This window comes from Pseudomonas sp. W2-17 (genome assembly GCF_041060445.1).
GTDB lineage: Bacteria > Pseudomonadota > Gammaproteobacteria > Pseudomonadales > Pseudomonadaceae > Aquipseudomonas.
The window spans coordinates 147,303-161,511 of the sequence record NZ_JAUFNS010000015.1 but is presented as its reverse complement, the minus strand read 5'-3'; the positions used below and the strand labels follow the sequence as shown (position 1 = coordinate 161,511).

Here is a 14,209-nt window from a genome sequence, read left to right as displayed (position 1 = left end):
GTTCCTGAACTGTCAGAACGATCGCCTCGTCAGTGGCATCCGGTGATGTTTTGAATCGTTCGGACTCGAGTCGCTTGAGCCAAAGGCAAAAGCCGTTGCGCTCCCAATATAAAATCTTCACTCGGTTGCGGGACTTGTTGAGGAAGACGAAAAGCACGGGGTCGAATACTGCGACTTTAATATCCAGTTCGACCAGCGCAGCCAAGCCGTCGATCGATTTTCGAAAGTCGACCGGCTTGGGGTACAGATACACTTTTTCGACTTTGGCATCGGGTCGCATCATGGTGAGCTGGCTCCTGAGAGAATCGGGAGCACAGCATCCAACATCAGCTAAGCGCTTCGAATGTGGGGTTTATGGAGCGCTTACTTTCATTCCTCAGAAAGCCGATTATGATGTTGCCTACAAACGTCTGGAATTTGAGTGTGTGCACGAAAGCGAACGTATGCCAAGCGTACCTCCAGACGCAGAACCTTTATATCGATATGGATTACATCTGACACAACTTAAGGGTCCAAAAGATTTCGACAAGGCCGCTCGCTATTTTCGAATTGCCGCTGCAATTGGGGATTATCGCGCTGCGACCAATTTGCAAAAATTACTTTCGCAAGGGATGACTGCCGCAGAGCATCCCGCTCGGGAGACCATAAATTTAGTAGAGGAATTTATGGCCCAAGGCATCCCAGGCGCTTTCTACGACATGGGACATTATTTGGAACTTGGGTACGGCTTAAGGCAAGACGTGGAAGCTGCACGCTACTATTTCAGGCGCGCAGCAGACATGGGTAACCCCAGCGCCCAATATTACGTCGCTGATATGCTCGCTCGGATCGGCAATGTAGGAGATGTAGCGCACTCTATGATGCGATGTGCTATGGAGCAGGGACACGCTGAAGCAGCGGCAGATGTGGGCACTTCCGAACAGATACGACATAACTACACAGACGCTGCGTTTGCTTATCAAGCGGCTGTAAAAGCTGGGGATTCCGCCAGCGCAACGGTTTTAGCAAAAGCATTTAGTAAAGATCAGCAGATCAATGCTCCGGACAGTTTCGCGCTAGGAATGGATTCAGAAAGGGCGCGACGCTATAGAATAATCGCTGGCTTCATACGCAGATACGAACACGTAGGCGGCAAAGTCCCCGACATTGACCTAATCGTCCCCCTCCCCCCAGCCAAACTTCCCGATTGGGACGAAACATTCGAATGGAAGCGCAAGCGCGACGCCGCCGCACCTCCCTCCCCACCCAGCGAAGAATTGATCGCGCGAATGTGCGAGAAAAAGGGACTTGATCCAGCCACAGGCTGGCCGTTGAGTGGGTTGAGGTAATACCTCTCGTTGCATGAGCACTCAAGCAAACAGCGTATACAAGGACTGATATGAACTATTACGCATTAGCAGCGCTACTGATCGCGCTGGCTCTAATTGGCTGCGATACAAAAGATGAAACACCCGCAGGCTTACCCCCTGTAAGTGCAGATTACGACGCCGCGCCTGATACATCGGAATTTAAATGCGTGTATGAGTCGGCAAACCTGCCAGCACCTAATCCAGAAGTAGAACTCTTGTATCAATATGGAATGCACCTCGCAGCGGCAAGAGAGCCTGAAGACCTCGATAAAATTGCGCATTACTTTCGGATTGCCGCCGCGCATGGTCATTACCTGGCGGCGACTGACTTAGAGCAACTGATGTTTCAGCACAAAATAAATACGACGAAGCGGGTGGGCGAGACTATTAATCTGATGAAGCCTTTAACAACCGAAGATATCCCCTGGGCGCATTTATATATGGGTGTTTATCTTGGACTTGGATATGGCGTCAAACAAGATGTTCCAGCATCGCAGTATTACCTTAGACGCGCGGCCGACCTAGGAAGCCCTGATGCCCAATATAGTATCGCCAGAGCTGGTATATATTATCCAGACCTTCCGGCGATCACCCGCACCATGCTACGCTGCGCGATGTTACAAGGACACGTAAACGCCATATATCTTTACTTTGAGATGACCCCTGGCAATAAGAATTATGGTGATGCGTTACCCGGTCTTCAGTCAACCGTTAAATCAGGAAATGCGGAAAGTGCGTCATTTCTCGCCAAAGCATTTAAACGGACGAGCTTGGCAGGAGATTCCATTGCCTTCACTTCGGAGGAGAGCGGAGAAAGGTCTCGGCGTTATACTCTGATCGCAAAATTTTTAGCCAGATACGTAAATCTTCATCCTCAGTTACCGGACATTGATCAAATTGTACCTCTGCCCCCAGCCAAATTGCCTGACTGGGACGAGACGTTCAAATGGAAACGTGACTGGAATGCAGCCATTGCACCGCTTCCGCCAAGTGATGAACTCATTGCCCGGATGAGTAGAGAAAAAGACCTTGATCCGGAAACTGGACTGCGATTGAGCGCGCTGAAACTGAAATTCAGGTCTTTCGTTAACAACATTCTGTGGCAGTAAGGAGACGAATAACTATGGCTGCGTCATCGAACAAAGTCTTGGGCAAGGTGCTCGCCTCGATTTCTATTATGAGTTTTCTCGCCATCTGTCTTTTGGGGAGCGACTCATTCCATAAGTGGCTCATCAACTCTGCTTTAGAAGTGTCTCGTTTCCTGACCTCACCTGTCGATGCAGACGAGGAGAACGCAAAATGGATACTGGAGTCCATGAGCCTGCAAGCTGCTGCAGATGCGCTAAGTGACGCTAAGCTAGATCAGGAGATATGGATCACGACACCGCAAGCTACCATTGATGAGAGGTATTTCTCTTGTGCGCCCCTTCGCCTTGAAAAACCGAGCGCGTCTGCACTAGCCGCGTTCAACGAAGCGGAAATGCTGGGTCAGGGGTCTGAAGCAAAGCTCAGATATACCGCCTCTGCTCGGGGAGGATATTGGCGGGCGGCGGAACGCCTGGTAACTATAAATTTGCGTGAGGGGCATGAGAGCTACGCAGCCCTCTCAGTAGCTTGGCTTATTCGCAACAACATACCTGCCGGCTACAACAAAATGGCCGACCTTTTACGGAGCGAACCTGAAGGGCTAGCACACAACCCGTCGCTTCTTAGAGGCTCGTTCAGATGGCGGGCCGCTCTCAACGGCGATCCGGATGCTTTGTCGAAAATGGCAGACCTGCTGACGCGTGAAGGCGAGCCGCAGTTTGCCAAAACGCTGCGTGACTGTGCTGAACGTAACAGTCAAACATTCGGGGAACACGAGGAAAGCCCTTGGGATTCATTCCTGCAGTGGCTGCTGGAGGCCGGATCTACCCCGTAGAGTTTTGCCGGCTGATGCCCGCATTCGAGAGCAAGCTCCCCGCAGGTCCAGCGGCCCGCGACAGATCGGCGGTTGAATGGAGATCAACTGTAGGAGCGACCGGGGTGGCGCTCCACCTTGCCCGCGAATTGGGGTCGGTCAGACGAAATTCATTTCGCAGACAGATCGCCTTCGCGAGCAAGCTCACTCCTACAGTGGCTTGTGTCGGCCAAGGTTTGGGGGTGAGACACCGAACCTGTGGGAGCGGCCGGGGTGGCGCTCCCGCAGAGTTCTAGGGCGCAGCGGAGAAAGTGGATGGCAGCAAGATCAACGAGATCAACGAGCCCCCATCACAAAGGCCGATCCACCCCGACATCTCGACGCACTTCAACCGCCTCCTCAGGCCCAGCCGCTTCAGGTTCAGCAGCCACTTCCTCATCCATAATCGCCACCGGCCGCACGACGCCTTCACCCGACGCCACAACCCGCTCCACCATCTCTGGCTGCACTTCAGATTCAGCCGCCACATCCGGCGCCACATCCGACGAAACCTCAGGCTCAACATCCTGCATCTGATCCTGCACCACCTGCTCATCCACCCGCGGGTCAAGGGCAACCACCAGCGGCGAGCTGGACATGCTGTCGGGCATGGCGATGTGGTGCAGCGGGGCGTCTTCGACCTGGTGCAGGTTGGTGACGGCTTTCGGACGAATACGCGTCACCAGCACCAGCGCCACGCAGCAGACGAAGGCATAGAGCATGTTGCTGCCGAACATCTTCATCAGCACGCCGGACACGAGGGGGCCGACACTGGCGCCGACGCCGTAGGTCATCAGCAACATGGCGGTCAGCGAGACGCGGCGTTCGCCTTCGACGTGGTCGTTGGAGAAGGCCACCGCCAGCGGATACAGCGAAAACTGCAGCAGGGACGCCAGGAAGCCCACCGCCAGCAGCAGCTCCATGGGCACGTTCGGGAGGATCGCCAACGGCAGCGAGGCCAGCACCAGCAACCCGGCAACGCCGCGGATCAGCCAGGCGCGGTCGTAGCGGTCCGAGAGTTTGCCCAGCGGGCCTTGCACGATGAGCCCCGCGCCGATGCAGCTGGCCATGAACAGACCGACATGCTCGGTCGACAGCCCCTGTTGCGCCGCATACAACGGCGCCAGGCCGTAGAAGGAGCCGATGATCATGCCGGCGCTCAATACCGTGGTCAGGGATTGCGGCACCCGGCGCATGAAGAACAGCGGCTCCAGCGGGGCCGGGTGCATGGGCGCCGGGTGAATGCTGCGGGTCATTGCCACGGGCACGAGGCAGAGGGCGAAACACATCGCCACGAGCATCAGCAGTTCAGGGCCGAGCTGCGGATGGATGACCAGAATCAGTTGGCCGAGCACCAGCCCCAGGTACGACGCAATCATGTAGAGGCTGAACACCGTGCCGCGCTGCTTGGGCGAGGCCTGCTCGTTGAGCCAGCTCTCGATGACCATGTACTGGCACATCATCCCCAGGCCGACAATCATCCGCAGGAAGATCCACGCCGGCAGGTAGTCGAACAGCCCGTGGCCCAAGACCGCCGCGCCGACGATCCCGGCGCAGGTCGCGTACGCACGAATGTGCCCGATCCGGCCGATCAGCCGGTGGCCGATCTTGCCGCCCAGGGCCAGACCGACATAGTTCGCAGCCATCAACGCACCCACCCACAGGCCATCGACCTGATCGGCGGCCAGACGCAAGGCAAGGTAGGTGCTGAGCAGGCCCGAGCCGATCAACATCATCAGCGAGGCAAAATACAGCGCTCGAAAGGACTTCCAGATTTGGCGCATAGCTTTCCAAAAGACGGAAACCCTCGATTCCAGAGGATTTCCGAACAGCGATTCTTAAGCCTGAGCGGCCAGAACGCGGCGCTCCCAGGGGGTGATTTCGTTAAAGAAGCTGGTCAGTTCCAGGGTCTTCGACGCGACGTAGCCTTCGATGAATTCGGCACCAAACAGTTCCTTGGCCAACGTGCTGCGAGTCAGACGTTCCAGGGCCGCGTGCAGGGTACATGGCAACGACAGATTATCGGGCACATCGAACTCGCCCTGGATCGGCGGAGAAGGTTCGAGCCTGTGCTCGATGCCATGGAGCCCCGCAGCCAGACTGGCCGCAATCGCCAGATACGGGTTGGCGTCGGCGCCTGGCAGACGGTTTTCGACCCGACGGGCGACCGGTGCGCTGGCCGGAATGCGCAGCCCCGCCGAGCGATTGTCGTGGGACCAGCACGCGTTGTTCGGCGAGGCGAATGGATGACACAAGCGCTGGTAGGAATTGACGTTGGGCGCGAACAACGCAGTGAAATCGGCCATCGCCGCCTGCTGCCCGCCGATGAAGTGATGGAACAGCTCGGTGGCCTCGCCCTGATCGTCGCTGAAGATGTTCTTGCCAGTCGTCGTCTCGACCACGCTCTGGTGAATGTGCATCGAGCTGCCGGGGGTGTGCGCCAGCGGTTTGGCCATGCACACCACGATCAGGCCGTGCTTGAGCGCGACTTCCTTGAGCATGTGTTTGAACAGAAAGGTCTGGTCGGCCAGCAGCAGCGGATCGCCGTGCAGCAGATTGATCTCGAACTGGCTGACGCCCATCTCGTGCATGACGGTGTCGCGGGGCAGGCCCAGCGCCGCCATGCAGGCGTAGACCTCTTTGAAGAACGGCCGCAGGCCGTTGTTGGAACTGATGCTGAACGCCGACTGGCCGTCTTCGCGACGACCGTCCAGACCGACCGGCGGCTGGAAGGGCTGGCTCGGATCCGGGTTGGCGGCGAAGACGAAGAACTCAAGCTCAGTGGCCACCACCGGTGACCAGCCATGCCCGGCGTAGCGGGCGATCACCGATTTGAGCTGACCGCGGGTGGACAGCGGCGACGGCTGGCCGTCGAGCTCGTCGGCGTCGCAGATTGCGAGGGCGCGAGGCTCGTCGCTCCACGGCAGACGGTGAATCTGCTGCGGGTCGGCGATCAAGGCCAGGTCGCCGTCGTCGCTGCCGTAGAATTTTGACGGCGGATAGCCGCCCATGATGCATTGCAGCAGCACGCCCCGCGCCAGCTGCAACCGACGGCCTTCGAGAAAGCCCTCCCCGGTCATCACCTTCCCTCGTGGCACGCCGTTCAGATCCGGCGTGACGCATTCAATTTCATCAATGCCCATCAGTCGCTGCGCGAGTGAATGGTGGTCATCGCTACTCATGACTCAAATCCTTTTTCATGGGGCAGGCCGCAGGGCGGCAAGGCGTACAAAATAAGCGTCAGGCGTTCGGAATATCAAGCGCATCTTTGCAGCACGGCGGGTTGGCCGGCTTCTTGCTTTTTCGGTGCCATAGCGCCGCAAACGCCATTTCGATGACGGCAGGCGTTCGACGACGCCAGCCACGACAGCGCGGGCGTTACGCCGTGCGTCAACGCGCACAGCCCGCAGCGCGTCAGAGAGCACAGGAAGCTTATGAGTAAAACGATCCCGGTCACCCAGCCGCTGCTGCCTCCGCTGGAAGAGTTCATGCCGTATCTGCAGCAGATATGGGACAGTAAGCGCCTGACCAACGCCGGGCCTTTCCATGAAAAGCTGGAGAAAGACCTGGCCGCGTACCTGGGCGTCGACCACTTGTGCCTGTTTTCCAACGGCACGCTGGCGCTGCTCACGGCGTTGCAGGCGTTGCGTGTGACCGGCGAAGTCATCACCACGCCCTACTCGTTTGTCGCCACCGCCCATTCGCTGCTGTGGAACGGGCTCAAACCGGTGTTCGTCGACATCGCGCCGGGCACCTTCAACCTCGACCCAGACCGCATCGAAGAAGCCATCACCCCGGCAACCACCGCCATCATGCCGGTGCATTGCTATGGCATGCCATGTGACGTCGACCGTATCCAGCAAATCGCCGACCGCTACGGCCTGAAGGTGATTTACGACGCCGCCCACGCCTTCGGTGTGCAGCACCAGGGGCAGAGCCTGCTGCGCAACGGCGACCTGTCGGTCCTCAGCTTCCACGCCACCAAAGTCTTCAACACCTTCGAGGGCGGCGCGATCGTCTGCCCGGACGCGAAAACCAAAAAACGCATCGATTACCTGAAGAACTTCGGTTTCGCCGACGAAGTGACGGTCGTCGCCCCCGGCATCAACGGCAAGATGAGCGAGATCAACGCCGCGTTCGGTCTGTTGCAGCTCAACTACATCGATGGCGCGCTGGAACGCAGGAAGCAGATCGACACGATGTACCGCGAAGCCCTGACGCAAATACCGGGCATCGATTTGCTCTGGAGCCCCGGCGAGCACCACAACTATTCGTACTTCCCGGTGCTGGTGGGCGACGGGTTTCCGATCAGCCGCGACGCCTTGTTCGAGCGCTTTCGCGAGCAGGACATTCTGGTCCGGCGCTATTTCTACCCGTTGATCTCCTCGTTCCCGATGTACCGCAGCCTGGAATCCGCCAGACCGGAGCGCTTGCAAGTGGCGAGCGACGTGTCGAGCCGGGTTCTCTGCCTGCCGATCTTCGATAGTCTTACCCCGGATGAATTCGCCAGGATCATCGCGATCATGCAGACGGTACTGGCCGAGCACCGCTGAGCAGCGCCCACATTCACATCGCCGGTCCGCGCCCATGGGCGTGAACCGGCGCCCGTCATCCGTCGCAAGGTAACCCGATGAGCGCTTCACGCCTGGTCAGCATCGTCATTCCCGCCTACAAACCCACGTACTTCGAGTTGGCGCTGCGCAGCGCTTTTGCGCAGGACTACGACCAGCTGGAGATCGTGATCTGCGACGACTGTCGTGACGGCGGCATTCGCGCGCTGGTGGATGAGCTGACGCCGGAAAGCCCGTTTCCGATTCGTTACTTCTTTAACGAACATTCCCTGGGCGAGGCGCTGAACGTTGCGCGCGGGGTCAGGGAGGCGCGGGGCGCGTACATCAAGTTTCTTTACGATGACGACCTGCTGGAACCCGAGTGCGTCAGTGCGCTGGTCGAGTTGCTGCATGGCCATCCGGACATCACCCTTGCCGCCTCCACCCGACGGCTGATCGACGAAAACGGCGACTTTCTGCCGGATACCCTGGTGACGTTCTTCCCGTTCAAGGAAGACGTGGTCATTCACGGCCCCGAACTGGTGTCGTTACTGTCGGAAATCCCGCTGACCTTCATGGGCGAGCCCAGCTCGGTGATGTGCCGTCGCGATGACGTGCTGGCCCATGGCGACGACATCATGTCGCTCAAGGGTCAGCTGATCCATTGGCTCGGCGACATTAGTCTGTACGTCAAGCTGCTGCGGGCGGGCAACCTGGCCATGCTGGGGCGCCCGCTGTCGCGCTTTCGCATGACCGACACCCAGAGCAGCAGCATCACCCGTTCAGCGCCGCAGATCGCCAAAGAAGGCCACGCCAACTTTTACCGCATCACCCAAGAGCTGGAGTGGCGCCGGGAATCCAGCCTCAACGGCGACGTGAAGATAGCCCCCCTGCGCGATCGCGATAACTTCTCCAATTTCAATCTGCGTGCCTGGTTCTTGCAGAAGTCGGCTGCCGACCTGCGCAATGACCAGATTCTGGACTGGGCGGGCAAGCGTCGCCCCACCGGGCCGCAAAAGCCGCACATCGTGCAGTATTTTCAGCAGCACAACGGCGCGCCGGCCCTGGCGGTCATCATCTCGGATTTGCACAACCGTCAGCAGGCATTGATCAAGACGCTGGTGAGTGTCGAGGCCGCCACCCGAGGCTGGATGCCGCCGAAAGTCTTCGTGCTGTATGACGGATCTGTCGACGCTCCGCGCCCCGAGAGCGAGGGCACCGCCGTTTACCTGCCGGTCTCCGGCCACAACCGCGCGGCGCAACTCAACCGGTTGATGGATGAGCAGGGGTTCGACTGGTTCCTGATGCTCGATGCCGGCGCCACGGTGAATGTCGCCGGGCTGTTCAAGGCGGCGGTCAAAATCAGTGAGGGGCCGACCACCCGGGCCTTGTTCGCCGATGAGATCGCCCAGACCCCGGACGACACGTTCGAAGTCATGCTGCGACCGGACTTCAGTCTTGACTACCTGCTCAGCCGCCCCGCCGTCACCAGCAAGCACTGGATCTTCAACCGCTATTCGGTGATCGATGCCGGACGGTTTGACCCGAATTACCCTCAGGCCCTCGAACTGGACCTGATCCTCAGCCTGATCGAGCACGACGGCATGGGCGGCCTCGAGCACATTGCCGAGCCGCTCGTTACCCATCGACCGCAAGCGCGCGAGTCGAACCTCGATGAAGCGCGAACGCTGCAGCGTCACTTGCTCGACCGAGGCTATGAAAACGGCCAGGTGGTCGAGATACGCCCTCGGCAGTACCAGATCAAGTACGGCCACGCCGGCCAGCCCAAGGTGTCGATCGTTGTTGTCGCCCGGGATCAGATCCTGCTGCTGCAGCGATGTGTCGAGAGCATTCTGGAAAAGACCACGTACCCGAATTACGAGATCCTCATCGTCGACAACGACTGCCAGGCGCCGGAGACCATTGACTGGCTGAACGGTGTCGCGGCCATGGGGCTGGATCAGTTGCGGGTGCTGCGCCACTCCGGCGAATTCGACCGCTCGGCCCTCTACAACAGCGCCGCACGCCAGGCGACCGGCGAGTACCTGTTGCTGCTCGACAACAGCACCGCCGTGTTGCACGGCGACTGGCTCGACAACCTGCTCAATCATGCGCAGCGGCCCGAAGTCGGCATCGTCGGCGCAAAACTGCTGGCGCCGGACAACACGATCCGGCACGCGGGCCTGATCCTCGGTTTACACGAGCCGGTCACCCCGATCTTCAGCGGCCAGAGCGGCGCCAGCGAAGGCTACATGCAGCGGCTGGCGGTGGATCAGAATTACAGCGCGGTCAGCGACGCCTGCCTGATGATCAGCCGGGCCCTGTTCGAAGCGGCGGACGGGCTGGATGAAGGTGCGTTGAATAACCGCTATCGCGGCGTCGACCTGTGCCTGCGGGTGAAGGAATCCGGGCGATTGATTGTCTGGACGCCCCACGTTGTGCTGCTTCAAGAAGCGGCCGAGGCCCAAGTGCCGGATGAAGACGCAACGCACGCGCTGTACAACAAGTGGCTGAAGTACATCGCCCATGATCCTGCGTACAACGACAACTTTTCGGCCCGCGCCCAAGGCTTGCAGCTCGAAACCAACACCGAGTTGACGTGGCGGCCGCTGTCATGGCGACCGGTGCCCATCGTGCTTGCTCATCCGGATGAGCTGTCCGGATCAAGCCAACGCCTGAAGGGTGCGCTGGATGCATTGGCTCAAGCGCTGCTGATCGAGCCTGTGTCGGTTCCTGAGACACTGACCCTCGGCGAGTTCACTAGGCTGCGCCCGGAGACGCTTATCCTCCAGAGGCCCTGGAACCAGGCGGCGATCAGAGACGTGACGACCATCAAGTCACACGCCAATGCGCTGCGCCTCTACGACATGGATGAATATCCGCCCTCAGCCGAGCAACTGCCGGATGCCCCTTCTGTGCAGCAGGTCCGTGCCGACCTTCAGGCCGGTCTTGCGCTGATGGACAGGGTGGTGGTTTCCAGCGCCGGGCTGGCGGATGAACTGGGCGCCTGCCACGAGAATATTTACATCATCGAAACCCGGCTGGCGGAGCGTTGGAAAGCGGTGCAGTGCGTCTCGCTGCCCCACCGCAAACCACGGGTTGGCTGGGTGGGCAGCGTGGCGGATTTGCCTACGCTGGCATTGATCGCCGACGTCATCAAAGCCCTCGCCGATCAGGTCGAGTGGGTGATGATGGGCCCCTGCCCAAAGACCCTGCGCCCTTACGTCCATGAATGGCGCAGCCCCGTGCACGGCGAGTTGTACCCCGGCGTGGTCGCATCTCTGGATCTTGCCGTCGCCCTGATTCCCGCCCGGCACGACGTTTTTGGCGAACACAGAAGCTGCCGCCTGGCGCTGGAATTCGGCGCCTGTGGCTATCCGGTGATTGCCACTGACGTGCAGGGCCTGCGTAACAACCTGCCACTCACGCGGGTGCAGAACACAACGGCTGCCTGGACCGATGCCATCGCCCAGCACCTCAATGATCCGGACGAGTCGAAACGACTTGGCCAGGTCTTGAAACAGCGGGTGCTGGGTGACTGGATGATCGATGAGGCGTATCTGCAGTGCTGGCAGCAGGTGTTGCTGGATCGCTGAACTAAAAAGGGCTCCTGTATGGAGCCCTTTTGGGTATCGGTTGATCCGCCTCGAAGAGGTCAGATTCACTCACCAGCGAATAACGCATCCACCCCACGAATACCCCACGCCGAAACCCACCGCCGTGATCACGCTGCCGGGCTGCACCTGGCCTTTCTTCAGGGACTCCTTCAACGCGATGGGAATGCTGCACGACACCGTGTTGCCGCAGTGTTTGAATTCGGTGATGAATTTCTCCGGCGGCAGTTTCAGTCGGCGCCGCAGGGCTTCGAGCATGAACTGGTTGGCCTGGTGGAACACGAACAGGTCGGAATGCTCGACCGTGAATTGCTCGTCGAACAGTGAGGCGAACAAGGCCGGCACCCGGGTCATGGAGAATTCGAAGATGGCCGGGCCGTTCATGTACAAGTCCGCGTCAGAGCGAACATTGCCGCTGTCGTCTTCGTACTCGGCGGGCATGTGTTCTGCATCGAAAGGCCGCCGGGCAGCGCCCATGGGCACGATCAGATTGTTCGCCCCGGCACCGTCGCTGCCGTAACGAAAACGATCGAGGCAAGGCCCCTCCTCGTCCGACGCTTTGATCAACGTCGCAGCCGCCGCATCGCCGAACAGCGTGCGCACGCTCTTGTCCCGGGGGTTGATGTAGCGGCTGTAGGTTTCGGCGGTGATCAACAGCACGTTCTTGCACTGGCCGGATTCGATGAAGCCTTTGGCAATCCCCAGCCCGTAGATAAACCCCGAACAGCCCTGATTGAAATCGAACGCGGCGCAGTGCTGCGGCAGTTGCAGGCGATGCTGCAGGATGCAGGCGGTGGCCGGCAACATGTGATCGGGGCTTTGGGTGCAGTAGATCAGGCAGTCGATCTGCTCTCGCGGCGTGGCGCTGTTGGCGAAGAGTTTTTCGCAGGCGCGAAACGCCAGGTCCGACGCGGTCTCGCCCTCGGCAACGATATGCCGCTGGCTGATCCCGGTCTTCTGGAAAATCTTGTCGACGTCCCACTCCGGAAACGCCTCGGCCAGCATCTGGTTGTCGAGCACTTGCTCGGGCAATTCGTATTCGATTTCAGCAATTCGAGCGTAGGTAGGCATGTCGTTCTTATCCTGAGATGCGCTTGGCCGGCACACCGAAAACCACGCTGCCGGGTTTGACCGCTCGCAGCACCACGCTGCCGGCGCCGACCACAGCCCCTTTGCCGACGCGCACTTTAGGCAGTACTGACGCGCGCGAGCCCATGAACACTTCATCTTCCAACACAGCGCCACCGGTGACATCGCATTGACAGCTCAATGTGGAGAAGTCGCCGATCTGCGCGTCGTGCCCGACCGTGCAGGCGGAGTTTATGGTGACGAAATCACCAATCACCAAATCAACCGACAGCACCACGCGAGGACAGATCAACACGCCGCGGCCCAGTTTGACATTGTCGCCAACCACGGCTGTGGGGTGGACCAGGCTGAAAAACGCTGTGCCCTTGGCCAGCAGTTTATCCACCACGTATTTTTTATCGGACGGTTTGCCGATGGCGCAAATGACGAGTTCATCTGCAGCCGGCTGGTAGCCGTCGATGGTGCCCAGAATATCGGCGTAATGGTGAAAGCCATTGAGTGACAAACCGCCGTCATCAATGAAGCCGGCGATGATGTAGCCGGGATTGTGCTCGACCCAATCCTTCATCCACGCATGGACCTCTCGGCCCAAGCCACCCGCGCCTGCGATGATGAGTTTTTTTATGTGCATCAGGCCAGATAACCCCCATCAACAACCAGTGACGTGCCTGTCACCCAACGTGCGGCGGGTGACAGTAAATAGTTGACGGCATAAGCGACATCACGGGGCTCGCCAAGGCCCAGCGGATGCTGGCGCTCAATGGTAGCCATCGAATCTTCGCCCACAAGCCCTTCGAGCTTCTGTGCCATCTCGGTCCTGACCACGCCGGGCGCAACGGCGTTGACACGAACCCCCTCACGGGCCAGCTCAAGTGCGGCGGCGCGAACCATCGATTCAACTGCACCTTTGCTCGCGCAGTAACCCATCAACGCGGGCTGGGCCACCTGAGCCATGACCGACGACAGCATGACGATGCTGGACGGATTGCGGCACACGCCTTTTTGCCTGAACGCCTTGATCAGCGAAAAGCCTGAGGTGACGTTGGTGGCGAAAATGGTTTCCCAATGATCCAGGCCCATGGCGCGAATCGGCAGCGGCAACTGCACACCGGCGGCATGTACGAGACCGTCGAAAGGCGAGCTGTTGCGCGCCAGGGCTTTCATCCAGGCCGAGACATCGGTGCCACCCAGAAAATCAAACACCTCGATCACATGCCCTTGGCCGTGCAACTGGCCCAGGGTTTCTTCCAGCCGCTGAGTATCACGGGCAACGGCGACAATCCTGGCGCCCTGCCGGCTTAGCCATACGGCGACTTCACGGCCGATACCGGAGGACGCCCCGGTCACGAGGATGGACATACCCTCCAGCGAAAACGGATTGTCGTGCACGGAAACCCTCAATCGGCAACCAGCGTAATGACGTCCCTGACGGTGACGCACTTATTGAGGCGCGAGGCCGAAATGGTTTTCTCCAGGCGTTCATCAACCAGGGCCATGAAGGTCACTAAAGCAATCGAATCCCAGTCCAGCGGCTGGTCGACCTTGAGGGAGCCCTCATCGGCTTCCATCGCTTCTTCGATCAGCGCGACTACCTGCTCTTCCAACGCCACTGCTTGGTCTTCCATCACTCGCCACTCCACAGAACATGATCGGACGCCTTCGCCGATG

The 14,209-nt window shown here is 59.4% G+C and carries 12 protein-coding genes; 5 read left to right on the top strand and 7 right to left on the bottom strand.

The features are described from left to right. Positions 1-283 (bottom strand): IS66 family insertion sequence element accessory protein TnpB (tnpB, locus tag QWI20_RS19255; protein WP_369306775.1); only part of this gene is annotated, 283 nt, incomplete at its 3' end. Here tnpB and QWI20_RS19250 point away from each other — a divergent pair. The 3 genes from QWI20_RS19250 to QWI20_RS19240 are packed head-to-tail and all read left to right on the top strand — an operon-like array spanning position 282 to position 3,270. Further along, positions 282-1,328, top strand: a complete 1,047-nt coding sequence (locus QWI20_RS19250) for a DUF6396 domain-containing protein (protein ID WP_369306774.1) — start codon at positions 282-284, stop codon at positions 1,326-1,328. The two genes, tnpB and QWI20_RS19250, sit on opposite strands and share 2 nt — an antisense overlap. A gap of 50 nt (positions 1,329-1,378) precedes the next feature. Beyond that, positions 1,379-2,458, top strand: coding sequence for a DUF6396 domain-containing protein (locus tag QWI20_RS19245; protein ID WP_369306773.1), 1,080 nt, complete (start codon positions 1,379-1,381; stop codon positions 2,456-2,458). A 14-nt stretch (positions 2,459-2,472) separates the two neighbouring features. Continuing rightward, positions 2,473-3,270, top strand: coding sequence for a hypothetical protein (locus tag QWI20_RS19240; protein WP_369306772.1), 798 nt, complete (start codon positions 2,473-2,475; stop codon positions 3,268-3,270). A gap of 329 nt (positions 3,271-3,599) precedes the next feature. Here the strand turns inward: QWI20_RS19240 and QWI20_RS19235 are convergent, their stop codons facing one another. Next, positions 3,600-5,072 (bottom strand): MFS transporter, encoded by a 1,473-nt coding sequence (locus QWI20_RS19235; protein ID WP_369306771.1) that lies wholly within the window; start codon positions 5,070-5,072, stop codon positions 3,600-3,602. 54 nt (positions 5,073-5,126) lie between these two features. Beyond that, the gene (locus tag QWI20_RS19230) at positions 5,127-6,368 is read right to left on the bottom strand and encodes a glutamine synthetase family protein (RefSeq protein WP_369306785.1); all 1,242 of its coding nucleotides are present in this window, start codon (positions 6,366-6,368) and stop codon (positions 5,127-5,129) included. Between the two features lie 354 nt (positions 6,369-6,722). On the opposite strand from QWI20_RS19230, the gene vioA reads away from it, so the two are divergent. Beyond that, positions 6,723-7,841, top strand: a complete 1,119-nt coding sequence (vioA, locus tag QWI20_RS19225) for a dTDP-4-amino-4,6-dideoxy-D-glucose aminotransferase VioA (RefSeq protein WP_369306770.1) — start codon at positions 6,723-6,725, stop codon at positions 7,839-7,841. A 77-nt stretch (positions 7,842-7,918) separates the two neighbouring features. Continuing rightward, positions 7,919-11,434, top strand: a complete 3,516-nt coding sequence (locus tag QWI20_RS19220; RefSeq protein ID WP_369306769.1) for a glycosyltransferase — start codon at positions 7,919-7,921, stop codon at positions 11,432-11,434. Positions 11,435-11,503: 69 nt separating this feature from the next. Here the strand turns inward: QWI20_RS19220 and QWI20_RS19215 are convergent, their stop codons facing one another. The 4 genes from QWI20_RS19215 to QWI20_RS19200 are packed head-to-tail and all read right to left on the bottom strand — an operon-like array spanning position 11,504 to position 14,145. Continuing rightward, positions 11,504-12,523, bottom strand: a complete 1,020-nt coding sequence (locus QWI20_RS19215) for a ketoacyl-ACP synthase III (protein ID WP_369306768.1) — start codon at positions 12,521-12,523, stop codon at positions 11,504-11,506. Positions 12,524-12,530: 7 nt separating this feature from the next. Further along, positions 12,531-13,172, bottom strand: coding sequence for an acetyltransferase (locus QWI20_RS19210; protein ID WP_369306767.1), 642 nt, complete (start codon positions 13,170-13,172; stop codon positions 12,531-12,533). Continuing rightward, positions 13,172-13,930 carry an SDR family NAD(P)-dependent oxidoreductase gene (locus tag QWI20_RS19205; protein ID WP_369306766.1) on the bottom strand — a complete coding sequence of 253 codons (759 nt, stop codon included), beginning with the start codon at positions 13,928-13,930 and terminating at the stop codon, positions 13,172-13,174. The genes QWI20_RS19210 and QWI20_RS19205 overlap by 1 nt, the downstream gene beginning before the upstream one ends. Before the next feature lie 8 nt (positions 13,931-13,938). Further along, positions 13,939-14,145: an acyl carrier protein gene (locus tag QWI20_RS19200; protein WP_369306784.1), complete on the bottom strand. Its 207-nt coding sequence runs from the start codon at positions 14,143-14,145 to the stop codon at positions 13,939-13,941. Positions 14,146-14,209 lie beyond the last annotated feature (64 nt).

Excerpts from the sequence above, each read along its gene's own strand:
- QWI20_RS19220 (WP_369306769.1), top strand. The coding sequence starts at position 7,919 with ATGAGCGCTTCACGCCTGGTCAGCATCGTCATTCCCGCCTACAAACCC.
- vioA (WP_369306770.1), top strand. The coding sequence starts at position 6,723 with ATGAGTAAAACGATCCCGGTCACCCAGCCGCTGCTGCCTCCGCTGGAA.
- QWI20_RS19230 (WP_369306785.1), bottom strand. The coding sequence starts at position 6,368 with ATGACCGGGGAGGGCTTTCTCGAAGGCCGTCGGTTGCAGCTGGCGCGG.
- QWI20_RS19215 (WP_369306768.1), bottom strand. The coding sequence starts at position 12,523 with ATGCCTACCTACGCTCGAATTGCTGAAATCGAATACGAATTGCCCGAG.
- QWI20_RS19235 (WP_369306771.1), bottom strand. The coding sequence starts at position 5,072 with ATGCGCCAAATCTGGAAGTCCTTTCGAGCGCTGTATTTTGCCTCGCTG.
- QWI20_RS19210 (WP_369306767.1), bottom strand. The coding sequence starts at position 13,172 with ATGCACATAAAAAAACTCATCATCGCAGGCGCGGGTGGCTTGGGCCGA.
- QWI20_RS19250 (WP_369306774.1), top strand. The coding sequence starts at position 282 with ATGGTGAGCTGGCTCCTGAGAGAATCGGGAGCACAGCATCCAACATCA.
- QWI20_RS19245 (WP_369306773.1), top strand. The coding sequence starts at position 1,379 with ATGAACTATTACGCATTAGCAGCGCTACTGATCGCGCTGGCTCTAATT.
- QWI20_RS19240 (WP_369306772.1), top strand. The coding sequence starts at position 2,473 with ATGGCTGCGTCATCGAACAAAGTCTTGGGCAAGGTGCTCGCCTCGATT.